Origin of the sequence: Paenibacillus sp. JNUCC32 (assembly GCF_014863545.1) — a bacterium.
Classification (GTDB): domain Bacteria; phylum Bacillota; class Bacilli; order Paenibacillales; family Paenibacillaceae; genus Paenibacillus_AQ; species Paenibacillus_AQ lautus_A.
Genome location: NZ_CP062260.1, coordinates 3,383,220 through 3,404,963, shown reverse-complemented (window position 1 = coordinate 3,404,963; position 21,744 = coordinate 3,383,220). Strand labels below are relative to the sequence as shown.

The following is a 21,744-nucleotide window of genomic DNA, read 5'->3' as shown; positions in this document are numbered from 1 at the left end:
AACGATGAAAAAAACAACTTTGCTGCTCGTATCACTCATGCTGATCTTCATCACGGGCTGTTCCCTGGAGCCGCCGGAATGGGCGAAGCCCAAAGCCGGCGGGGACGTCAAAGACATCAAGATCGGTCTTTCCATCTCCACCTTGAATAATCCGTTCTTCGTCTCCTTGAAGGATGGCGTCGTCGCCGAAGCGGCGAAGCAGGGAATGGAGGTCGTTGTCGTTGACGCGCAGAACGACTCAGCCAAGCAGAGCAATGACGTCGACGACCTGATTCAGCAGGGCGTCAATGCACTGCTGATTAACCCGACGGATTCGTCCGCGATCTCGACCGTGGTCCAAACGGCGAACAGCCTGGGCATTCCGGTCATCACGCTGGACCGTTCGGCGGATCAAGGCGAGGTCGCTGCGCTGGTCGCCTCGGATAACGTGAAGGGCGGCCAAATGGCAGCCGAATATATCGTGGAGCAGTTGGGCAAAGATACGAAGGTTATTGAACTCGAAGGCGTTCCGGGCGCTTCCGCGACCCGCGAACGGGGCAAGGGCTTCCATGATATCGCGGATGAGCAGCTGAACGTGGTCGCGAAGCAAGCGGCGGATTTTGACCGGACCAAAGGTCTTACCGTGACGGAAAATCTGCTGCAGGGCAATCCGGACGCCAAAGCGATATTTGCCCACAATGACGAAATGGCCCTGGGCGCAATCGAAGCGATTCAAAGCTCGGGCAAAGACATCATGGTCATCGGCTTTGACGGCAACGACGATGCGCTGAAGTCCATCGAAGCCGGCAATCTGACGGCAACGGTAGCCCAGCAGCCTGAGCTGATCGGTCAGCTCGCCGTCGGCGCAGCCAAGGACGTGCTGCAGGGCAAAGAGGTGGAAGCGAATATCGCGGCACCACTGAAGCTGGTCGTGAAGGAATAACTCGCGAAAATCAAGAAGCGTTGCCCTGCGATAGAAGCAGGGTAACGCTTTTTTTTGCCATCCTGCTCATTCCATTCCGGACTGCGATGTAACTCACAGCCTTGCGATGGCAGCAGGAATACAATATCGTAAAAGAGAACAGTTATTTCGCATATGATATTATAATGGTTGTGTATGCGTTTACTGCTTAGATGTAAAAAAGGAGCTATGTATCTATGACGACGGAAAAAAGAAAACAAGCGATCGTGATCGTGGGCTACGGCGGAATGGGCAGCTACCATGCCAAGCTGATTAAGGACAACGCGTTTCTTGAGGTGACCGGAACCTACGATATTCTGGAAGAGCGCAGGAAGGCGTCCCGGGAGGACGGGTATGCTGCCTACGAGAGTTATGAGCAGGTGTTGAACGATGCCGCGGTTGACGTGGTGCTCATTGCAACGCCGAACGACGTGCATAAGGAGCTGGCCCTTCAGGCGTTTGCGGCCGGCAAGCACGTCATCTGCGAGAAGCCGGTAACATTGTCCGTAAGCGACTTTAAGGACATGGTCTCCGCTGCCGATGCGGCCGGACGGGTGCTGATGGTCCACCAGAACCGCCGCTGGGACGAGGACTTCCTGACGATTAAGCAAATGTACAACGAAAAGACGATTGGCGATTTGTTCCGTATCGAATCCAGGGTGCACGGGGCGAACGGCATTCCGGGCGACTGGCGCCATCTGGAAGCCCACGGCGGCGGCATGCTGCTGGACTGGGGCGTGCATTTGCTGGACCAGATCCTGTTCATGGTGGACAGCCGGATGACCAGCCTGAGCAGCCGCTTGAGCTTTATTCTCGGCGATGAGGTGGATGACGGCTTTGAATCGGTCATCGAATTCGAGAACGGCGTATCGGTTCTGATCGAAGTGGGAACGACGAATTTCATTACGCTTCCACGCTGGTATGTCAAAGGAACCGAGGGAACCGGCATTATTGAGGACTGGTCGTTAAACGGAAGAGTCGTTACCCGGAATCAGGATGCCGCGAAAGTGGAGCCGAAGCCGATTCAAGCCGGGGTAGGCTTGACCAAAACGATGGCCCCTCCTTCCGAAGAAGCTACCATTACGGGTGCCCTGCCGGAGCCGTACCGTCAATCCAGCAGCTTCTTCGATAACTTTGCGGCCGTGACCCGGGGCGAGGCAGAACCGATCGTGAAGAACGAGGAAGTGCTGCGCGTCCTGAACCTGATCGAAGCGGTGTTTGAATCCGCCAGAACGGGCGAAACGCTGAAGGATTTCGACATTTACCCTGCGTAACCTGACGAAGGACAGCACTTATTGAAAGAATATCTTAAAAAAAAGTACCGCGGCCGCTAAGCGATTGTGCTTGAGGCTGCGGTACTTTTTATGTTGACTTCGTCTACCTGCCAATTCTTCATGGATTGCCAGTGCATGCTGCGGTTATTTTGCGTGATCCACCTTCCCGCTGCCTCCGCCTTGCAGCACCCGCCTGTAGTCGCTGGGCGCCCAGCCCGTATCCTGCTTGAACAGCTTCGAGAAGTAGGAATAGTTGGCGTATCCGACCTTCGCCGCAATCTGATACACGGACAACGGAGTCGATTCCAACAGATGTTTGGCCGCCCGGATGCGGGCCTGAATGATATAAGTGCCTAAAGATACGCCCGTTTCTTTCTTAAAGACGCGGGCCAAATAATCCGGGTTCAGAAAGACGATTTCCGCCAGGGTCGTTCGCGTCAGCTCCTCTCCGTAATGGCACCCGATATAATGCTTGATTTCCTCCACCACGGTATGGGAATGGCCGGCGTAGGCTTGATATTCGGCTGCCGTCCGGACGAGATACGCCATGTATTTTTCCATGTCTTCAATCGAGTTTAACGACTGCAGAAATAACTGATCATTGGTTTTGCCGGTATACAGCTTGTGAGCCTGGATCTCTTTGCCCTTCAGGTAGGAGTACACGAGCTGCACCATATCCAAGCGGAATAAACGCAGCACCGAAGCGCTGTGGACGCCGCCCTTGGCCAAATTCTGCAGGTACCGGCGAGTTTCTTCGAGAAAGGCGGCCGGGTTGTTTTCGGCAAGCAGCGCCTCCCAGTCTTGGAGCGGGGGAGGGGTATACGCGGCTTCTTGCAGCGAATGCCGTTCCAGAAACATGATCTGGTTGCGCTTCTTGATCATGTCCTCGTTCATTTGCAGCAGGTCCCGTATGGATTTGTTGATCCCCTCCAAAGCCGCCGAGACCGAGACGTTGCAGCACGCATCGCTCCGAAGGAACCGGTTGGCTTTCTCAATGAAGGACGTGCAGATGGATTCAATGACCGCGGTATCCGGAGGATGATTCCATTTCAGCATGACCATCCATTCGTAATCCCTATACTCCATGACGGTCTCGACCGTAAAGAGCGGATCCTGGAACAATTCGGACAGCACGTTGAGAAACGCGTAATCAAACAGGTCCTTGTCTTCTTTGCCCAAGCTTTGATCATACGGAAAAATCGTGATCAGCAGGGGGAGAAACAAATCCGACATCGCATAGGACAGATTCTGCTCCGCGATATACCCGGCGATGGCCGCCCGGTCCGACGAAGCTTTTTTTTCCTTGATCAGCTTGCTCCAGAAGTGCTCTTGCAGCTTTCTTTGGTTTTTCTTCCACAGCTGCCCGTCCTGTATCGCTTCCTGGTCGCTTTGCTGTTCCTTAGCTTTGTACACGGCCTTGGAGATGATGAGGCTGAGCTTATCGAATTCAATCGGCTTCAGGAAATAGTCGAAGCTTTGCAGCTCAATCGCTTTCTGCGCATAGTTGAAATCGGCGTAATTGGTCAGGAAAATCGTCTGTATGCCGTATTGTTCCTCGCGTATCCAGGCGAGAAGCTCCAGTCCGCTGCCCTGCGGCATTTCGATGTCGCAAATGAGGATCTGAACGGAATGACTCTGCAGAATCTCCCTTGCCTGCGCCACGCTGTATGCGGTATGGACTTGTTCGATCGAGAGTGCCTTCCAATCAATCTTCTTTTCCAGCGCGGCCACGACAAAATAATCGTCATCAACCAGCAATACATTCATCGAATGTCTCCTCTCCTTTCCTGCAATGGCTGGGGCAGCGTTAGTGCGACGCTGGCACCGCCGCCTTCCGGGTTCGAAAATTCCACCTGCGCCCGATGATGGTAGAGCAGCTCCAGCCGCTGAAGGGTGTTCATGATCCCGATGTGTTTCCCTTCGCTTTGATCCAGCGGCTTGCCGTTTGCCAGCTTATCCAATACGTCTTCCGGAAAGCCGGGACCGGTATCGGAGATCCGGATGACCGCATAAGTCTTATCGTCCTCCACCCGCAAACTGACGGTCAGGCGAATTTGGAGCACCCGATCTCTGGATACGGCGTATTTCACCGCGTTTTCAATAAAGGTCTGGAGCACCAGGGGGGGAATCGTGAGGCCGGCAAGCTCTTGTTCATGCCCGATATGATAAGAAAAGGCATCGCGGTAGCGGTGCTTCTGAATCTCCAGATAAATCCGGACGTGCTCGATTTCGTCCTCAAGCCGCACGAGGTTATCGCCGCTCTGAAAGATGTAACGAAAATATTTGGACGTGGACAGCGACATATATTCGATTTCCTTAAACATTTGCATTTGCGCCATGCTGTAGATGTTCGTCAGGCAGTTCAGGAAAAAATGGGGGTTGATCTGCAGCTTCATATAATCGAGCTGGATTCTTTGCTTCTCGAGCTCCTGCTCGTAAATATCGATTTTAAACTTCTTGATCTGTTCGATCAGGTGTTTGAATTGGGAGTTCACCTGCTCGAGCTCGATGATCTCGCTGCTCATGAAATCCAGATTTTCGCTATCCTCGTGGATGCGCCTTACGTTTTCCGAGAAATTCTGGATCGGCTTCAACACCTTCTTCTTGAAATACAGCATGACCACGCTGAGCGTGCAAGTGAGCAGCACGAACAGCAGCATAATAAGCAGCTGGGCGATCATGATGGTCTCGAACACGCCGAACTGGATGACCAGCTGCACGTTGAAGGAGGCATTCGAGAATCCCTCAGTGACCGTAGTCCGCGGCTGTGACAGGCTGAACAAGGAAGCCTTGGCTCCTTCGAGCGGCTTGGCCCCCGCCTCTCCGGCACCTGGGCTCGTAAGGGCGGCTCCTTGGGCATCCACCAGAGAGACGAACCCGTCCTCGCCCAAATCCAGTTCCTGGAGCGGCCGGACCAGGTCGTCTGCGGAGATGAGGCAGATCAAGTAACGGTTGTGATAGGGCACGATGTTGATGACGTAGTGCGTGTCCTGCACAAGGATCGGGTTCCAGTTCGAGTAGAACGTTTCGTATACGTTTTTGGAATCCGTGAGGGAGACGATCTGTTCCTTTAGCTCCTGGAACTCCGTATACGATAGGGACATGGGGGCATAGTTCTGGAAGAAATCCTGATCTTTTAAATAGAAGAAGAAGTTGTATTCCTGGCCATAGTTTTTTTGAAGCTCATTAAACCGTTTATGCACTCTTTCGCTCGACTTAATGTAATCCACGTAATCGGTGCCGGGGGTATCCATGATCTTGACGCTTTCGTCGTTCGCGAGCGTCCAGCCCATATAATGGTTGATATACGAGAAGTCATGATTGATCTGCCGGATGTACAGATTCGCCGTATCCTGCAAATAGCGGGTGGATTGCTGCTTCACGATGAAGATGGAGGCGAAGCTGATCACCAGATCCACCACCAGGGCAAAGATCGAGATGAAGAGCATGATTTTCACATAGTGACGGATGGGATAAGGCTTGTTATTCAGTGCTTTAACCATAGGGATGCCGTGATTCCTTTCAGTTCGCCTATATTATGAAAGCGTTTTTATATCGGTAAGGATATTATAAATGGAAACGTCGAAAAAAACAGGAGCGAACGCTCGGGCATTATCCATAAAGTCCGGATAACACATCGTAAAGTCCGAATACCGGCATGTTTGAGCGGAGGACGCGGGGACGGCGGTGAAATGGACAAGGCAAAGGTCCGGATAGCGCATCATGAGGTCCAAATCATGTCGCCGGATCGCAGTATACTGAAATTGCTTACGTGACATACCGGATTCACGACGACGCGAACAGAAAGGGGAATCGATTTGAAAGCAGGCCAACTGAATAGAACCACACACCCAACCCTCGGGCGGATCGGAAAGAATTGGGGCCTGTATTTGCTGCTGTTGCCTGCGGTAGTGCTGGTTTTGTTGTTTTCTTACGTGCCGATGTACGGCATTTTGATCGCATTCAAGGACTACAGTCCCGCTCTCGGGATTATGGACAGCCCCTGGGCCGGCCTGAAGTATTTCGAGAAGTTTTTTAACTCCTATCAATTCTCGACCACCATCACGAATACGCTGGTCATCAGCTTATACAGCGTTGCGACGTTCCCGATTCCGATCATGCTGGCCTTGATGGTCAATCAAATGCGCCAGAATTGGTTCAAGCGCTTCTTCCAGACCGTAACCTACATGCCGCATTTTATATCGACGGTCGTGATGGTGGGACTCATGCTGATTCTGTTCTCGCCGGGCTCGGGATTGATCGGGAATATCTTCCGGCTCTTCGGTGCGGAAGCGCCGAATCTGATGGGATCGGCCGGCCTGTTCAGCAGCGTGTACGTATGGTCGGACGTGTGGCAGCATACGGGCTGGGACAGCATTATCTATATCGCGGCGTTGTCTGCGGTGAGCCCCAGCTTGTACGAGGCGGCCACCATGGACGGGGCAAGCAGATGGCAAAAAATCCGGTTCATCGACATCCCGATGCTTATGCCAACGGTCGTAACGCTGCTTATTTTGCGGATCGGGAGCTTGCTTGGCGTCGGCTTCGAGAAGGTTTATCTCATGCAAAACAGTCTCAATATTACCTCCAGCGAGGTCATCTCCACGTATGTGTACAAAATCGGGATGCTGAGCAGCCAATACAGCTTCTCGTCGGCCATCAATTTGTTTAATACGGTCATCAATTTTGTTCTGCTGATTCTGGTCAACCAGATTTCGAAAAAATACAGCGAAAACAGTTTGTGGTAACGCAAGAGAGGAAGGGTTCTATGGGCGTAGTGGAAGTAAGAGAGAAGACGGGGCCGCGGCAGAGGCATACCCGATCTTCCGACAGGGTGCTGGAAATCGGCCTGTATGTATTCGCCGTCTTGATGCTGATCGTGCTGATTTACCCGCTGTACTTCATCATCATCGCTTCGTTCAGCGAGCCGGCGGCGGTCGCGAATGGACAGGTATGGCTGTGGCCTAAGGATTTTACGCTGGCAGGCTATCAAGAATTGCTGAAGCACTCTAATATATGGATTGGGTACCGAAATACGATTGTGTATACGATCGTGGGTACAGCCATCGGCCTGGTGGTTAACATATCCGCAGCTTACGCGCTGTCCCGCAAAGACCTCGTGGGCCGCAAGTATATATCGCTGCTCTTTATTTTTACGATGTTCTTTAACGGCGGCTTGATTCCGACCTTCATGACGATCCGCGATTTCCAGCTGTACGATACGTTTCTTGTCATGGTGCTGCCGTTCTCGGTTGCCGCCTTCAACATCATCGTGGCGCGGACCTTTTTCCAGAGCAGCATCCCGGAGGATTTATGGGAGGCGGCACAGCTGGATGGCTGCGGAAATCTCAGATATTTCGTGACCATCGTGATTCCGCTTTCGAAAGCGGTCATCTCGGTCATCGCCTTATGGACGGCCGTGAGTCATTGGAATTCTTATTTCAACGCCCTGATCTATTTAAAAGATACGAACCTGTACCCGCTGCAGCTCATTCTGCGCAATATTCTGGTCACCAACCAGATGCAGTCCGCCATGGGTACCGGGGAAGCCGCGGCCATTGCGCTGCGTCTGGCCAATATTATGCGTTATGCGGTCATTATCGTCGCCACGGTGCCGATCATGTGCATCTACCCGTTTGTGCAAAAGTATTTCAATCAGGGGGTGATGATCGGAGCCGTCAAGTCGTAACACCGCGATGGATTGATGAAAAATAAGTATTGGGGGAATGGTGGAATGGGAACAAACAATGCAAAGAGGAGACATCGCCTCAAGCTGGCTGCCGTCATCATATTGACCGCAATCCTGCTGTTGAACCTGGCGGGCTGCAGCGGCGGCAAGAAGGAGGACGCCAAGCCGAATGCCGAAGCCGCTTTTAACAAAGAAGGCCTGCCGATCGTGAATGAACCGATTACGCTGGACGTGCTGACCGTTCGCTGGGGCAACATGGGGGATACGTTCCTCCAGAACCAGTGGCTCAAGGATTTGGAGAAGGAAACCAACGTCAAAATCAATTGGCAGATCATGTCCTCCAATGATTGGGGCGAGCAAAAATCGATCATGCTGGCGAGCGGTACGCTGCCGGATATCATTTTCGGGGATATCGTATTCAGCGATTCCGATATCGTCAACAACCTGTCGTATTTCCGTCCGCTCGACGACTACATCGATCAATACATGCCGAACCTGAAGGCGGCGCTGGAAGAAACGCCCGAGATGAAAAAGATGAGCACCTTCCCGGACGGGAAAATCTATTCCTTGCCGGCGCGGCTGCCGTCAAGGCCGAAAGCATCGATCCAGCCGATCATCAACAAAGCCTGGCTGGATCAGCTCGGGCTGGACGTTCCGGACAACACGGACGAATTGTATAACGTATTCAAAGCGTTCAAAGAAGGGGATCCGAACGGCAACGGCAAGGCCGACGAAATTCCGGTCAGCGGATCGGGGAACATCAGCATCGATTTGCTGAATCCGTTCGGCATCACCGACATCAACGGAAACAGCATGATGGTCATCGATAACGAGCCCGTGTTCTATCCTGTAACGGAGAACTACAAAGAAGCGATCAAGTGGGCCCATAAGCTGTACGCCGAAGGCCTCATAGACCAAGAGATCTTCACGCAGGACAGCACCATGTCCACGGCAAAACATCAGAACCCGGATGCGGCGCTGATCGGTTTCTCCAACCAATGGGTGCCGGACGCGGTATTCGGAAAATGGAAGGATCAATACATCGCGATTCCATCCATTGCCGGTCCTGACGGAAAACGGTACCAGGGCGGCGAGCCTGAGGGCATGAGCCTGCGCAGAAACGAGTTTCTCATCACCACGTCGAACAAGCATCCGGAAATTTCGGCCCGCTGGGCGGATCAGTTCTACACCAATGAAGCAAGCATCCAGAATTTCTGGGGAGCCATCGGCACGGTGATTCAGAAGAACGACGACGGAACGTTTACGCTCATGAGTCCGCCGGAGGGAACGAGTGCGGATGCCTGGTACTGGGAGCAATCCGTAAGGGATTTCGGTCCCAAGTACGTAAGCCCGAGCTTCGAGAAAAACATCATACTGGATGAGACCACGGGCGACGGGTTGAAGCTGGTCATCGACAAGCTGGGCAGCGATTACGTGACGACGCCGTTCCCGAACGTCATGTACAGCGCCGAAGAATTCCAGGAGCTGCCTACGTTGACTACGGATATCGATGGCTTTGTCGGCACGACCCGCGCAAAATGGATATCCGAAGGCAACATCGATGCGGAATGGGACGCGTACGTCAAGAAGCTGAACGATATGGGACTGGAGCGGCTGGTACAGATCCGCAAGGAAGCTTATCAGCGGTATATCAGCGTCAAATAAGGATTGAGGCCAACGTCATGAGCTGCCCCGCAGATCGAAATGCTGCGGGGCAGCGCGATTTCGAACGGTGACGAAAGGCTTTATTCATACGATCAGCTTCAACGGAGAAACAATCCGAATTCGTAGTGATGAATGTACAACTATAAACCAACAGGAGGCAGCAATCATGGGAAACATCAAAGTCACGGTATGGAATGAATACCGGCATGAGAGACATAATGAACAGGTAGCCGGCATATATCCGAATGGGATTCATCGTGCGATAGCGGATCATCTCGAACAGGTGGAAGGTTTGGAAGCAGCCACCGCCGTACTGGATGAGCCGGATCACGGATTGACCGATGAGCGGTTGGCGAACACGGATGTACTGCTGTGGTGGGGCCATCTGGCACATGACGAGGTCCGCGACGACATCGTCGAGAAGGTTCGGCAGCGGGTGCTGGACGGCATGGGATTGATCGTGCTGCATTCCGGTCACGGCTCCAAAATCTTCTCCAGGCTCCTTGGCACGAACACCGGGATGCTGAAATGGCGCGACGACGGCGAGATCGAGCGTTTATGGGTCGTTGAACCGAGCCATCCGATTGCGCAGGGGCTGGGTGAATATATCGAGATTCCGCGGGAAGAAATGTATGGAGAGCGGTTCGAAATTCCGGCGCCGGATGAGCTTGTGTTCGTCTCCTGGTTTGAAGGCGGGGAAGTGTTCCGAAGCGGGTGTTGTTACAGGCGCGGCAGAGGGAAGCTGTTTTATTTCCGTCCGGGCCACGAAATGTTTCCGGTCTACCACCAGCCCGAAATTCTGCAGGTGATTACCAATGGCGTGTTCTGGGCCGCTCCAGTTGAAGGAGCTAAAACGGCTTACGGGCGGGTGGCGCCCATCGCTCCTGTCGCACAATCCTAATGAGAGACCTAATATGAGGAGTGTTCTAACGATGAATAAATTTCGAATCGGCTTAATCGGTTTGGGCGGGATGGCGCAGGAGCACATCCGCTGGATGAATGCAGAGAATGTCTATCAGTTTGTGGCCGTGAGCGACGTCAACGGGGAAGCGGTGGCCAGAGTGGGCGATCAGCTGGGGATCGAAGAAGGGAAACGCTATACGGATTTCAAGGATTTAATTGATGATCCTGACGTCGATGCCGTCATTTCGGTCACGCCCAACAACGTGCACGCTGATATCATCAGCGCATGCTTGCAAGCCGGCAAGCCTTTTCTGGCGGAAAAACCATTCACGCGAGTCTTCGAAGAAGCCATCTCCTTGCTGGAGCTGTATGAGAAACAGCCCGTTCCCGCCATGATCGGATTTACGTACCGATATACGCCCGCATTTCGTTATGCCAGGGAACTTATCCGTACGGGCAAGCTGGGGACGATCCGTCATTTCTCCATTCAGTATTTGCAGGGGTTTGGCGTGCCGAACCAGCAGGTTCCCTACATGTGGAGATACAACAAAGCCATCACGGGGACGGGAACGCTGGGAGATCTCGGTTCGCATATGATTGATATGGCCCGTTTTCTGTTTGGAGAGTTCGAAGAAATCACGGCCCAGCTACATACCATCATCCCGGAACGCCGGGACCCGGTGACGGGAGCCATGGCCAAGATCGAGGTCGATGATTTTGCCAGCTTCCAGGCCCGGATGACCGATGATATTATGGGCGTATTCCAGACGTCACGCAATGCATTCGGTTCAGGCAATCAGCATGAAGTGTCCATTTATGGCGACCACGGCACAGTCCACGCGAGCACATTGGATCCGGAGCGGGTGGTGTGGATTTGCGAAGAAGAGCCCGGGCAGCTCGCCAGAACGGCAATGGAAGTGCCGCAGCATTGCAAAGTCAAGCAGTATGCCGATTTTGCCGCGATATTGCGGGGAGCGCCTGCCGACGGAGTGCCCGGGTTCATGGACGGATACCGGAATCAAGAGGTGCTGGATGCAGTCGTCAGGTCAAGCGAGACCAAAACGGTGGTTGAGCTGGGCAAATCCATCGGCCAACGGATTCAGAGTTTGTCATAACGTCTTGCCCATCCAAATATAGAGCGCCATCAAACTGAACAGAAACAGGCAGAAGTTAACGCCCACAAACAATCCGCGTTTAACGGGCGAGCGATGGAACTGAAAAGGGGTACGCAGTTCCCCCGTGCCTTCGATCAGGAACAGGATCAGCACCGTGTGAATGATCATATGGCCGATCACTTCTTTGTAACCGAATACAAGGCTTGTCATAATAAAAATGCCGGATACCAGCAGTGCCGTGAACCGGTTCATGATGCCTACGATGAATGCCCATGCCAGTCCGATTTCAACAAAAGCGCTAATCATGACAAAATGCTCAATGGTAAAACCGAAGGTAGGAAGTCCATAGCTGCCCATAACCGTGCAAGCGAGCTCGGGAATGGTCAGCTTTTCCATGGCAAGCCAAGCGAGGGACATGCCTGTGCATATATACAAGACCGGGGCTGCCGATCTTTTGATGGGAGTGCCGCACACAAACAGATAATAAACAATGCCGAGATAGAGCAAATAATCGATGGAATGAAACAGACCGTAGGATAAGGACGCCTGAATATAGAGCAGGAATAGGATGGCGCCGCTCACCGGCAAGGTGCGTTTATAGAGAAGGCACGCTGCGGCTGCGGATAGGCCGAGGATGATCCACATGGAATTGGTTCGGAATTCGGGGGCGAGGTACGAGCCGCTCAGTAGCTGCAGTATCAGCCCGATGGCCAGCCCAATACGCAGAATCACCTCGGTGTGGGGCCTAAGCCTGTGCAGCCATCCGTGGATTCGCACGACGGGCCGCATCTTTCCCAAGGGATCGTGCAATGCGCATGTGAGCAACAAGATCAGCAATGTAAACGCTAACCAAAACAGGAACGTCAGCGTAACGATACGGGGAAAGGGCAGAGGGACCCATTCAAAATTGTCCGTGAACCATTTGACATGAATATAGATGTTGCTAATCTTGGAGAAATGCATTACCATTCAATAAGTTCCTCCCTTAACCAACTCTAGTCACCTATCCAAGATAATACATATTTAACTAAAAAAGTATATTGTTGGATGAATATATCCCTGATAATGATAATATTATCCCTTAGCGAGCATACCTGGGCAGCGTCTGATTTTACAGGCATAACAAACAAGCCGATCCTACCGGATCGGCTTGTTTGTTATGCAACTATTCAATATGCAACTATTCAATATGCAACTATTCAATATGCAACTATTCAATATGCAACTATTCAATATGCAACTATTCAATATGCAACTATTCAATATGCAGCTTGCATGTTCAGGCTGTTAAAGTTCAAGGGGGTTTATCTGATTTCATGAGGTAGAACTCCTTCAACAAACGGTTTGCTATAATGATGTAAGTAAACGGCTTAAGTAAGGGAAAAGGGTGAAAATGATGAATGAAACAGAATACATAAGGGATACACCCGCGAAGATCGGGAAAGGACAAGGAGCGGTGCTTATGCTGCAGGGCACGGCTTCGGATGTTGGCAAGAGCATCGTAACGACAGCACTGTGCCGTATTTTTCTGCAGGATGGTTATCGTACGGCTCCATACAAATCGCAAAATATGGCACTTAACTCCTACGTGACGCTCGATGGCAAGGAGATCGGCAGAGCGCAGGGCGTGCAGGCCGAAGCCTGCGGCATAGCCGCAACAACGGACATGAATCCGATCCTGATCAAGCCGATTAAAGATATGCATTCCCAAATCGTGATCCACGGCGTGCCCGAAATGCAGATGAGCGCGATGGATTACCGGACGGAATTTCTGCCGAAGGCCAAGGGGATTGTATTGGATGCGCTGGACCGGCTCCGGGAGAAGTACGATATCGTGGTCATGGAAGGCGCGGGAAGTCCGGCAGAGATCAATCTCAAGGATCGGGATATCGTGAACATGAATTTGGCTGGATGGGCGGATTCGCCTGTCATTCTGGTTGCGGATATCGACCGCGGTGGCGTGTTCGCCTCGATTGTAGGAACGCTCGAACTCCTGGAGCCCCATGAGGCGGCCAGGGTCAGAGGGTTCATCATCAACAAATTCCGCGGGGATTTGGCGCTGTTGAAGCCGGGACTGGACTGGCTTGAAGAACGGACAGGCATACCGGTGCTTGGCGTCCTTCCTTACATTCAGGACATGCGAATCGAGGCCGAGGATTCCGTAGTGCTGGATGAGCTTCAATATCAAAGACAGGAAAAACGCGACCTTGATATTGTCGTTATCCGGTATCCGCGCATTTCGAATTTTACGGATTTCGATGCGCTTCGCTGGGAGCAGGATGTCGTCGTTCGCTTCGTCCAATCGGTGGATGAGCTCGGCACGCCGGACGTCATCATTTTGCCCGGTACGAAGGATACGATCGGCGATTTGGGGTTCATCCGGGATCGGGGCCTGGCGGAGGCGATTTTAAGGTTGACGCAGACGCGGGATGTGCAGCTGGTTGGCATCTGCGGAGGATATCAAATGCTGGGCGAGCGGTTGTCGGATCCGCATGCGGTGGAAGGCAGCGCCCGGGAAGCGGCGGGACTTGGACTGCTGCCGATGCGGACAGCTTTTTCAAAACAAAAAAAGACCGTTCGCGTAAGAGGGGAATTATCACAGGACCATCCTTTGCAGTTCGTTTTATCGGATGCGAAGGCTCATTCCGCAATAGGGGCCTACGAAATCCATATGGGCGTCACCGAAAGGAGCACGGAGCCTGGCGGATCAGAACACCGAAAATTGTTTTCGATTGAAGCAGATTCCGCGGATTCTTTGGAAGCCGGAGAAGATATTCAAGCACATCCTGAAGGTTTAGCCACCGCCGATGGACGCATCTGGGGGTGTTATCTGCACGGCTTGTTTGACAACGATGCCTTTCGCAGGTCCTGGCTGAACGGCATTCGGGTAAATAAGGGACTGGATGCCATTTGTGAAACGTTCCAAGCGGAAGAACGCAAACTCGCAGAATACGACCGTGTGGCGGACATCGTGCGGAATCATGTGGATATGGAGAAGATTTATGAAATCATCGGCTGTACGCACCGAAAGCCATAGGGAATAGATCCTTTAGTTTGGGCGATAGTGAAGAATAGGAGGATAACACCATGCGGGCGGCATGGTGTTATTTGCGTGGAGAGCGTAAATGGATCAGGTGCTATTTTAGAAAAAAGTTGATTAATTATAGGATAGGGGGGTATACTAATTACAGAAGCGGATGATAAGTCATCTTACAGCATATCCAATGAATGGAGTGATAGCGCATGTTGAATAAGAAGGGTACTGTGCTAACCTTAACGAGCATACTTGCAATTGGATTAATGACATCATGCGATAATGCGAAGCAGGCCCCGGATACAGGCGGCCACGGCCACGGCGGGAACCATAATCAGGAAGCCGTAAATCCGGAAGAGAACGGGCACAGTGGCCACGGAGGCGGGCATGAGACGGCCTCGAACAACTACCAGGCTGAATTTACATGGAATGAACCGGCAAGCGCGGGCACCGAAACAGAGTTAACGATTCAGATTACGGACAACAACGGTGGACCCGTCCAGGAATTTGATGTCAATCATGAGAAGCTGCTGCATCTGATCATCGTGAATCGCGATTTGTCATTTTTCAACCATATCCATCCCGATTACAAGGAGAACGGCGAGTTTACCGTGAACACCACGTTTCCCGCCGGCGGCGAATATAAATTAATTGCGGATTTCGTGCCGAAGGGCGCTGGAGGGAGCACGCTCAGCGAATGGGTTCAGGTGGAGGGAGAAGAAGGAGAACCTTCGGCCATTGAGCCTGACTCCAGCCTGATCAAACAAGTCAACGGCAAGGAAATCGAACTGAGCCTGAGCAATGCCTTATCGAATGAAGAGGTCGTGCTCACCTATCATATTCAGGATGCGCAGACGAAGCAGGGAATCAGCAATCTGGAGCCTTACCTAGGCGCGGTCGGTCATGTTGTCATTCTGTCCGCAGACGCCGAGAAGTACATCCATGTGCATCCTCTTGACGAATCGAGCACCGGTCCCAAAGCGGAGTTTGCGACTACCTTTCCGCATAGCGGCATCTACAAAATCTGGGGACAATTTCAGCATCAAGGTGAGGTGATGACCGTGCCTTTTGTTGTTGAAATCAAATAATTTTTGTTTAAGGAGTGATCGACATGACAGAGCCATTGAAAATCTACACCATACCCACTTGCAGCGATTGCCATCATGCCAAGCGTTACTTCAAGGAGCAGCAGGTTCCGTACACGGAATATGATTGCACGCAGAATCCGGAATATCCGGAAGAAGTGAGACGTCTGACGGGAAAACAGATCGTGCCTACGATCGTTATCGGCGACAACGTATTTATCGGATTTGCCGATAACTTTCAGGAAATCAGGGAATTGATTAAATAAGCTAGGTTCATGGATATAAAAAAAATGAAGCATGGATCGGTCCTCGGCGGATGATCCATGCTTCTTTTGTATGGAGGATAAAGAATCGCTGCGCATGAGTTACCAAAGTTCGACGCAGGTCAGGTCGTACGTCGTCGCCAGTTCCTGCCGATGCCGATAATAGCTCTCTTCTTCCTGTTAAGACGATGGACGCTTACGGATCAGCTCAATCACGCTGGCGAAGTCGTCCCCGCCATAACCTTCCTCTACCCGTCGTTTCATCAGTTCGAAGATCGGCGCGAATGTTTCGGCGCTGACGCCTTGTACCCTGCTGACCTCCCCGATGGTGTCATGAGCGGCTTGCATCGCCAGACTCGCATCCTTGGCGGAATAATCTCCGGTATCGATCTGCTTCGCCATTTCCGGCATGGTGGAGATCATGGCTTGCAGAAACGGAATCAGCAGCGTTGTCGTGAAATCCGCTGCCTTCGTGCCTTCGGAACCCGCAAGCGCCACGGCATGGATGAAGCCGCCGAACATGCCGTACATGCCGCTTAGCAGTGCCAGGTCATTCAGTGGAGCGAGAGCAGGGTCGGAGCCTAAATAGTGACTAGTCCCTAAGCTTTCTAAGACCTGTTTATATGTTTCGTAAGCAGTTTGAGAACCGCTGTAGAGTATGACGGCATGAGGCGTGGCGATCAGGGAAGGCACGGCCATGATGCCGCCATCCAGATATTCGGCGCCGTGGGTCCTCATCCAGGTCCCCATCGTGCGGGCTTCTTCGGGAGTGCCGGTTGTCAGATTTACGACAACCTTGCCGGAAAGCTTCTCCCTCATGGGTTCAAGAATATGGCGGGCGGCATCATAATCAAGTACGCATACAATCAAGAGGGGACTGGCGGCGATGGCATCCGCGATGTTCGTAGTGCCGGAGGCACCCAAGCCTACAAGTTCAGCGGCTTTTTCAGGCGTGCGGTTCCAGACGGTGGTGACATATCCGTTGTTCACGAAGGTGCGGGCCAGTTTGGAGCCCATGGCGCCTAATCCGATCACGGTTACCGGACCAAGGATAGAGCCGTCCGCCTGCGCATCGTAAGGATGATTACCATTAGAAAATTTCTTTGGATTTGTATTCATCGGTATAACCCCTTTCTGGGTTTGGGATGATACCCATCCTAAAGTATGACACTAGTGATAATGTCAAGAGAGACGATGGTCATGAAAATGGATGCTACACCTTATAAAACGTAAATAATCAGGCATTGCGCGTCTAGAATGTTCGTTTTCAAGAGTTTTTTAATGGTAATTCGAAGGTGTAAATAATCAGTAGCGATGTTATTATATGGATTGTGTCTTTTTGCAGCAAATTTTTCGTCCAAGCGCCGATAGCCCATCATAGATTTTTGAAACGATTCCCAATATAATGCGTAACAATACTCACTGCTTTAAATGGAAGGGGTTGTCATCATGGATTATGGAATGAACGTTATTTTGTTTGAAAAAAGACCGGACGGTGAGCTGGTGCAGATTGAAGAGCGGGCATGGACGATGAACATGGTCGCTGCGCTGGAGCACGTGAATTATATCGTCGCGGGCGGCAGGGAATATGAAACGATCGAAGGCAGATTAAACGTGGACACGGGCAAACTGGAGCTTCTGCTCGTTCCGATGCGGAACGATTAATTCTGTCCGAAAGGAGACATCATCTTGAGTAATGAAAAAGACAAAAAAGACCAGCCCGCTTCCAAATGGCTGACGCCGGAAGGCAAACCGATTCGAGTCTTGTCAAGCTCGCTCGGCATCGCCTTGTTGGCGAATGCGTTTCTGGTGTCGGGCGCGGCAGCGAAGGATCTCGCTTCGGAAGCGGTTACCTCATCCGAAGAGCCGCAGCTGGTATCCTGGTCGACGGAAGAAGTAAAGAAGTATTTTGACAAGAACGTGGACTGGAACATCCCGTTCCCTAGCGCAGAAGAATTCGAGGAAGAGCCGGCGGAAGGAGCATCCGCAGGATCAGGCGGGGGAACGACGGTAATCAATAACTATGGCGGCTACAATTCCGGTTTCGGCTGGGATGATCTGCTGCTCTACCACATGCTGTTCAACAACGGCTCCTACTATTCCTCCAGCGGATGGTACAACAATCATCGCGGATATTACGCGAATAACGGCAAGCCTTACAAACCCCGCACGTATTCGAGCGGTACGTTCCAGAACAAACCGGTGGTGAACTCCAATGTCCGTCCCAAGACCTCAACGTCCTCTTCGGGAACGATAACGCGCCGCTCCACATCGTCCAAGTCCGGCGGCATTGGCGGCAATTCCAGCGGCTTCAGCTCCTCGGGTTCGAAATCCAGCTCCAGATCCGGCGGTTTTGGCGGATGAGCCGCGAAAGCGTGTTTACCGTTTCGGGACAGCCTGACCCCAATCGGGATGAGCGGGTATCGAAGCTCGCCGAGCTTGGCTTTACCTGGGCGAATCTGGAAGGGGAAGCCTACTGGATAGACCAAATCGTCACCATACGTCAAGAGACCTATCGCGAGCTGGAAGAAGCCGCTGCGGTACTGTGGGCGACGCTGGACAAAACCGTACGTTACGTCCATCGCAACCATCATATTTACAGCTTGATCGGCATTCCGCCGATTCTGTGGCAGATGCTGGACGAATGTCCGCTGCCGGAGGAAGGGTTGATCAGCCGGTATGCCAGATTTGACTTTGCGATTGCCCATGACGGCAGCATCAAGCTTCTGGAGCTGAATGCGGACACACCCACAGGGTATGTTGAGGCTTCCATTGCAACGCCGTGGATGTGCGCTCAGGCCGGCATCTATTCTCCCAATGAGCGGATGCAAGAGCTGGTGGCACAAGCGTGGGCGGCAGAGCGTCCGGATACGGCCGCATGCATTGCTTACGGCGAACATCTGGAGGACTCCGGCACGATCGAAGCATTGGTCCGGCACAGCGGGCTGGATATCAAGCTGGTGGATTGTCTGGATCTATGGGTGGACGAAGGCATGCTGAAGGACGGAGAAGGCCGGGAGATTCACCGGATGTTTGCTCTTTATCCGAAGGAATGGATGTCCGTCGATGATGGCGGAGATGCGCTTGCCTATGCCATCGAGACGGGGCGACTCCAGCTGTTCAACTCTCCGCACAGCATTCTGCTGCAGTCCAAAGGCTTGCTGGCCGCCATGTGGGGCATGTATGAGCTGGGCCTATTGTTCGATGAGCAAGAACGTGAAGCGATCGTTAAATATATGCTGCCGACATACAACAAACCGGTGTTCTCCGGCAATTTCGTATCAAAGTCGATGTTCGGCCGAGAGGGTGGTTCTGTCAAACTGTACGACCAGACAGGACAAATCGAGGTAGAGGATCAGGATGGATATGATACTAGCGTCATGTTTCCGACGGTCTATCAGAGGAGGGCCGAGCTGGCTCGCGTCGAGACGGCGGAAGGGGAATTTCATTTGCTGACGGGGTTGTTCGTCCTTAATGGTATCCCATGCGGTTTGCTGGGACGGGCGGGCGGTTTGATTACGGGCAATTCGAGCCATTTTATCGCAATGGGAGTGAAATAAATGCAGTTGAAACAAGAGAAAAGGCAGCAAAGCGGTGCTCCGAAGGGAAAGAGGAAACCTCCGGTCGTCCTGGCGGTGCTTATCTTATCCCTTTTGGTTTTAGCGCTGAGCGCATGCTCCGGCGGCAGCTCCACCGTGTTCCATACCGGATCGGAGGAAGTATCTTCAACCTCTAGCCGCGTGCCTTGGGACTATCGCATCATTGAAGGGACCGTCGGCGATTTGATTGGCGGCGACATGACCGTCCTGCCGGATAACGAGCTCCTGCCTAACGATAACAACTATGCTACAGGCGACAAAATTTGGACGCTGCAATTCATGGACGCCGAGCTGACCACGGATGCGAATCAGCGCAACGATATCCGGTTATCGTCCTGGCAGACCATTAAGTCGTTCAAGGATAAAAAGACCGCGGAATCGGATTTGGCCAACCTGAAAGTGACCGTCAAAACCGACGTGAAGCTGGTTGGGGTATATAAAACAACGTACAAGAAAGACACCAGGCATTTTGCCGTCGTTGAGCTGCCGACGGGCAACCGGATCAAGCAGCCGATCGACGAGAAGCGTTATGCCGCAATGGAGAAGAAGGACACGGTTGATGTTGTATTGGAGGAAGTGCATGATTTCGCCGATTACGACTTGGCCTATGCAAAATTTCGGGGGTGGGCGGATTGACGGTCGTCATTAATATTGTTATAAGTGTGATCTGCATTATCGTGCTTCAATTGCTGGGCATGCTGATTTTCAGCTGGATGACCCGGTTTAACGACATGGAAGAGCTGAAGAAAGGTAATGTCGCGGTTGGTCTGGCATTCGGCGGCAAGTTTATGGCAACGGCCATTATTTTGGGCATATCGGCATATACGAATTCATCGATATGGCATATGATACTGTGGTTTGCCGTTGGATATGTATGCTTGATCGTTGCCTATTGGGTATTCGAGCTGGCGACGCCGGGTCTTCGAATTTCCGAGCACCTGCAAAAGGGCAACGTAGCGATCGGCATCCTGCTGGCGATGGTGTTCATCGGCACAGCCTTTGCGATCAGCAGCCTGATCATTTAGGCCGATTTGCACCCATGGGGAGAGGAGCAGGAGCGTGCACTTTTTTCTGAGATTATCTTTGAAAATGATGCGTCTGCGTAAAACAACGATCAGCGTGATCGTGGTGCTGTTTGTGGTGCTTTGCTCGACCCTGGCATTCCTGCTGGAGCCGGAAACGTTTCACCATTGGTTTAACGCCCTTTACTGGGTGCTTACCACGATGGCCACCGTTGGTTATGGCGATTATTATGCAGCTACCGTGCCGGGCAAGATATTAACGATATTCATCTATATCTTCGGTATCGGGCTGCTCAGTTTAGTGATCGGTAAAGTGATCGAATCGTTTGGAAGCATGCAGCGGCAGAGAGGAGCGGGCAGGTTGAACTTTAAGGGCAGCGGCCATGTCATCATTATCAATTGGAGCAAAAAAGCGATGTCCGCGATCGACGAGATTCTGTCGTATTCGCCGCAGTCCGAGATCGTGGTCATCGACGATTCCAGCCGGCATCCCGTGGAGCATCTCGAACAGGTGCATTTTGTAAGCGGCGATCCTGCATCGGATGACGTGCTGATGAGAGCCAACATTCTGGAGGCCAAGTCGGCCATTGTCTTCGCGGACGCCCGGATCGACGAATCGGCGCTGGTGGACGGCAAGTCGCTCCTGATTGTTTCGAGCATCGAGCGGATAGCGCCGGACGTACATACCACGGTGGAGATCATGCAGGAGAAGCATGTGCAGAATTTCCGCCACAATCAAGTAAACGAGTTTGTCCTCTCGCACGATGCCGTTTCCCGATTGGCGGTGCGGGCAGCGCTGCAGGAAGGAAACTCGGATGTGCTGATGCAGCTGCTCAGCCGCCAGCACGGCGACGATATTTACGAAGTGGCATTAAACCCCGCATGGAAGACCTACGGGGATGCATTTCAGGATCTGCTGCGGCAAGGAGCGACGCTGATCTCCGATCGCAGTGACCTCAGCATCAACCGCAAGCTCGATTTGCCGATTCCGCGGGATGCGAGGCTGTATGTGGTTTCGGACGAAGCGACCATGAACCGGATTGCCGGTAAGCTTGTTTGAGGGGCTGCGAACATTTCATTAAAAGACCATGCTGTCTCACGTGAACGGGTGAGGCAGCATTTTTTATTGCGAAGCTGCCAATTACGAATTGACGT

At 52.4% G+C, this 21,744-nt stretch carries 20 protein-coding genes; 16 read left to right on the top strand and 4 right to left on the bottom strand.

Features of this window, described 5'->3' with window-relative positions:
* Positions 1–4: 4 nt before the first annotated feature.
* Entirely contained in the window at positions 5–922 is a 918-nt protein-coding gene (gene rbsB, locus JNUCC32_RS15325; protein ID WP_096773177.1) for a ribose ABC transporter substrate-binding protein RbsB, read from the top strand.
* Between the two features lie 215 nt (positions 923–1,137).
* Positions 1,138–2,214 (top strand): Gfo/Idh/MocA family protein, encoded by a 1,077-nt coding sequence (locus JNUCC32_RS15320; protein WP_096773178.1) that lies wholly within the window; start codon positions 1,138–1,140, stop codon positions 2,212–2,214.
* Positions 2,215–2,358: 144 nt separating this feature from the next.
* Here JNUCC32_RS15320 and JNUCC32_RS15315 read toward each other — a convergent pair whose 3' ends face one another.
* Both JNUCC32_RS15315 and JNUCC32_RS15310 read right to left on the bottom strand, forming a co-directional pair.
* On the bottom strand, positions 2,359–3,981 hold the full coding sequence (locus JNUCC32_RS15315; protein ID WP_192572533.1) for a response regulator: 1,623 nt from the start codon (positions 3,979–3,981) through the stop codon (positions 2,359–2,361).
* Positions 3,978–5,717: a sensor histidine kinase gene (locus tag JNUCC32_RS15310; RefSeq protein WP_096773180.1), complete on the bottom strand. Its 1,740-nt coding sequence runs from the start codon at positions 5,715–5,717 to the stop codon at positions 3,978–3,980. Before JNUCC32_RS15310 ends, JNUCC32_RS15315 begins: the two co-directional genes overlap by 4 nt.
* 315 nt (positions 5,718–6,032) lie before the next feature.
* Between JNUCC32_RS15310 and JNUCC32_RS15305 the strand changes: the two genes are divergently transcribed.
* The 5 genes from JNUCC32_RS15305 (at position 6,033) to JNUCC32_RS15285 (ending at position 11,586) form a co-directional block, all read left to right on the top strand.
* Positions 6,033–6,962: an ABC transporter permease gene (locus tag JNUCC32_RS15305; protein ID WP_096773181.1), complete on the top strand. Its 930-nt coding sequence runs from the start codon at positions 6,033–6,035 to the stop codon at positions 6,960–6,962.
* Positions 6,963–6,982: 20 nt separating this feature from the next.
* A complete protein-coding gene (locus tag JNUCC32_RS15300; protein ID WP_192572532.1) occupies positions 6,983–7,903 on the top strand; it encodes a carbohydrate ABC transporter permease in 921 nt (306 codons plus the stop codon).
* Between the two features lie 45 nt (positions 7,904–7,948).
* Entirely contained in the window at positions 7,949–9,568 is a 1,620-nt protein-coding gene (locus tag JNUCC32_RS15295; RefSeq protein ID WP_192572531.1) for an extracellular solute-binding protein, read from the top strand.
* A 166-nt stretch (positions 9,569–9,734) separates the two neighbouring features.
* On the top strand, positions 9,735–10,469 hold the full coding sequence (locus tag JNUCC32_RS15290) for a ThuA domain-containing protein (protein WP_096773184.1): 735 nt from the start codon (positions 9,735–9,737) through the stop codon (positions 10,467–10,469).
* Between the two features lie 31 nt (positions 10,470–10,500).
* Entirely contained in the window at positions 10,501–11,586 is a 1,086-nt protein-coding gene (locus JNUCC32_RS15285) for a Gfo/Idh/MocA family protein (protein ID WP_192572530.1), read from the top strand.
* Here JNUCC32_RS15285 and JNUCC32_RS15280 read toward each other — a convergent pair.
* Positions 11,581–12,555: a hypothetical protein gene (locus JNUCC32_RS15280; RefSeq protein WP_192572529.1), complete on the bottom strand. Its 975-nt coding sequence runs from the start codon at positions 12,553–12,555 to the stop codon at positions 11,581–11,583. The genes JNUCC32_RS15285 and JNUCC32_RS15280 overlap by 6 nt on opposite strands.
* Before the next feature lie 427 nt (positions 12,556–12,982).
* On the opposite strand from JNUCC32_RS15280, the gene JNUCC32_RS15275 reads away from it, so the two are divergent.
* From JNUCC32_RS15275 to JNUCC32_RS15265, 3 genes are all read left to right on the top strand, one after another.
* A complete protein-coding gene (locus JNUCC32_RS15275; RefSeq protein ID WP_267132982.1) occupies positions 12,983–14,623 on the top strand; it encodes a cobyric acid synthase in 1,641 nt (546 codons plus the stop codon).
* A 206-nt stretch (positions 14,624–14,829) separates the two neighbouring features.
* Positions 14,830–15,708, top strand: coding sequence for a DUF8832 domain-containing protein (locus JNUCC32_RS15270; RefSeq protein ID WP_192572528.1), 879 nt, complete (start codon positions 14,830–14,832; stop codon positions 15,706–15,708).
* A 23-nt stretch (positions 15,709–15,731) separates the two neighbouring features.
* Positions 15,732–15,971 carry a glutaredoxin family protein gene (locus tag JNUCC32_RS15265; RefSeq protein WP_036665795.1) on the top strand — a complete coding sequence of 80 codons (240 nt, stop codon included), beginning with the start codon at positions 15,732–15,734 and terminating at the stop codon, positions 15,969–15,971.
* 177 nt (positions 15,972–16,148) lie between these two features.
* Here the strand turns inward: JNUCC32_RS15265 and JNUCC32_RS15260 are convergent, their stop codons facing one another.
* On the bottom strand, positions 16,149–17,087 hold the full coding sequence (locus JNUCC32_RS15260) for an NAD(P)-dependent oxidoreductase (protein ID WP_192572527.1): 939 nt from the start codon (positions 17,085–17,087) through the stop codon (positions 16,149–16,151).
* Between the two features lie 330 nt (positions 17,088–17,417).
* On the opposite strand from JNUCC32_RS15260, the gene JNUCC32_RS15255 reads away from it, so the two are divergent.
* From JNUCC32_RS15255 to JNUCC32_RS15230, 6 genes are read left to right on the top strand one after another with little or no spacing between them, the layout of a single operon-like run.
* A complete protein-coding gene (locus JNUCC32_RS15255) occupies positions 17,418–17,633 on the top strand; it encodes a hypothetical protein (RefSeq protein ID WP_015734394.1) in 216 nt (71 codons plus the stop codon).
* A 24-nt stretch (positions 17,634–17,657) separates the two neighbouring features.
* Positions 17,658–18,332: a hypothetical protein gene (locus JNUCC32_RS15250; protein ID WP_009592614.1), complete on the top strand. Its 675-nt coding sequence runs from the start codon at positions 17,658–17,660 to the stop codon at positions 18,330–18,332.
* Positions 18,329–19,528, top strand: coding sequence for a glutathionylspermidine synthase family protein (locus JNUCC32_RS15245; protein ID WP_096773192.1), 1,200 nt, complete (start codon positions 18,329–18,331; stop codon positions 19,526–19,528). Before JNUCC32_RS15250 ends, JNUCC32_RS15245 begins: the two co-directional genes overlap by 4 nt.
* A complete protein-coding gene (locus JNUCC32_RS15240) occupies positions 19,529–20,203 on the top strand; it encodes a hypothetical protein (RefSeq protein ID WP_096773193.1) in 675 nt (224 codons plus the stop codon).
* Positions 20,200–20,592 carry a DUF350 domain-containing protein gene (locus JNUCC32_RS15235; RefSeq protein ID WP_009592598.1) on the top strand — a complete coding sequence of 131 codons (393 nt, stop codon included), beginning with the start codon at positions 20,200–20,202 and terminating at the stop codon, positions 20,590–20,592. Before JNUCC32_RS15240 ends, JNUCC32_RS15235 begins: the two co-directional genes overlap by 4 nt.
* A 34-nt stretch (positions 20,593–20,626) precedes the next feature.
* Positions 20,627–21,649, top strand: coding sequence for a potassium channel family protein (locus JNUCC32_RS15230; RefSeq protein ID WP_145035469.1), 1,023 nt, complete (start codon positions 20,627–20,629; stop codon positions 21,647–21,649).
* Positions 21,650–21,744: the final 95 nt, after the last annotated feature.

What these genes read in the sequence shown, in the direction of transcription:
- JNUCC32_RS15255 (WP_015734394.1), top strand. Translation starts at nt 17,418, where the DNA reads ATGGATTATGGAATGAACGTTATTTTGTTTGAAAAAAGACCGGACGGT.
- JNUCC32_RS15315 (WP_192572533.1), bottom strand. Translation starts at nt 3,981, where the DNA reads ATGAATGTATTGCTGGTTGATGACGATTATTTTGTCGTGGCCGCGCTG.
- JNUCC32_RS15265 (WP_036665795.1), top strand. Translation starts at nt 15,732, where the DNA reads ATGACAGAGCCATTGAAAATCTACACCATACCCACTTGCAGCGATTGC.
- JNUCC32_RS15270 (WP_192572528.1), top strand. Translation starts at nt 14,830, where the DNA reads ATGTTGAATAAGAAGGGTACTGTGCTAACCTTAACGAGCATACTTGCA.
- rbsB (WP_096773177.1), top strand. Translation starts at nt 5, where the DNA reads ATGAAAAAAACAACTTTGCTGCTCGTATCACTCATGCTGATCTTCATC.
- JNUCC32_RS15300 (WP_192572532.1), top strand. Translation starts at nt 6,983, where the DNA reads ATGGGCGTAGTGGAAGTAAGAGAGAAGACGGGGCCGCGGCAGAGGCAT.
- JNUCC32_RS15320 (WP_096773178.1), top strand. Translation starts at nt 1,138, where the DNA reads ATGACGACGGAAAAAAGAAAACAAGCGATCGTGATCGTGGGCTACGGC.
- JNUCC32_RS15260 (WP_192572527.1), bottom strand. Translation starts at nt 17,087, where the DNA reads ATGAATACAAATCCAAAGAAATTTTCTAATGGTAATCATCCTTACGAT.
- JNUCC32_RS15275 (WP_267132982.1), top strand. Translation starts at nt 12,983, where the DNA reads ATGAATGAAACAGAATACATAAGGGATACACCCGCGAAGATCGGGAAA.
- JNUCC32_RS15280 (WP_192572529.1), bottom strand. Translation starts at nt 12,555, where the DNA reads ATGGTAATGCATTTCTCCAAGATTAGCAACATCTATATTCATGTCAAA.
- JNUCC32_RS15285 (WP_192572530.1), top strand. Translation starts at nt 10,501, where the DNA reads ATGAATAAATTTCGAATCGGCTTAATCGGTTTGGGCGGGATGGCGCAG.
- JNUCC32_RS15295 (WP_192572531.1), top strand. Translation starts at nt 7,949, where the DNA reads ATGGGAACAAACAATGCAAAGAGGAGACATCGCCTCAAGCTGGCTGCC.
- JNUCC32_RS15290 (WP_096773184.1), top strand. Translation starts at nt 9,735, where the DNA reads ATGGGAAACATCAAAGTCACGGTATGGAATGAATACCGGCATGAGAGA.
- JNUCC32_RS15310 (WP_096773180.1), bottom strand. Translation starts at nt 5,717, where the DNA reads ATGGTTAAAGCACTGAATAACAAGCCTTATCCCATCCGTCACTATGTG.
- JNUCC32_RS15240 (WP_096773193.1), top strand. Translation starts at nt 19,529, where the DNA reads ATGCAGTTGAAACAAGAGAAAAGGCAGCAAAGCGGTGCTCCGAAGGGA.
- JNUCC32_RS15245 (WP_096773192.1), top strand. Translation starts at nt 18,329, where the DNA reads ATGAGCCGCGAAAGCGTGTTTACCGTTTCGGGACAGCCTGACCCCAAT.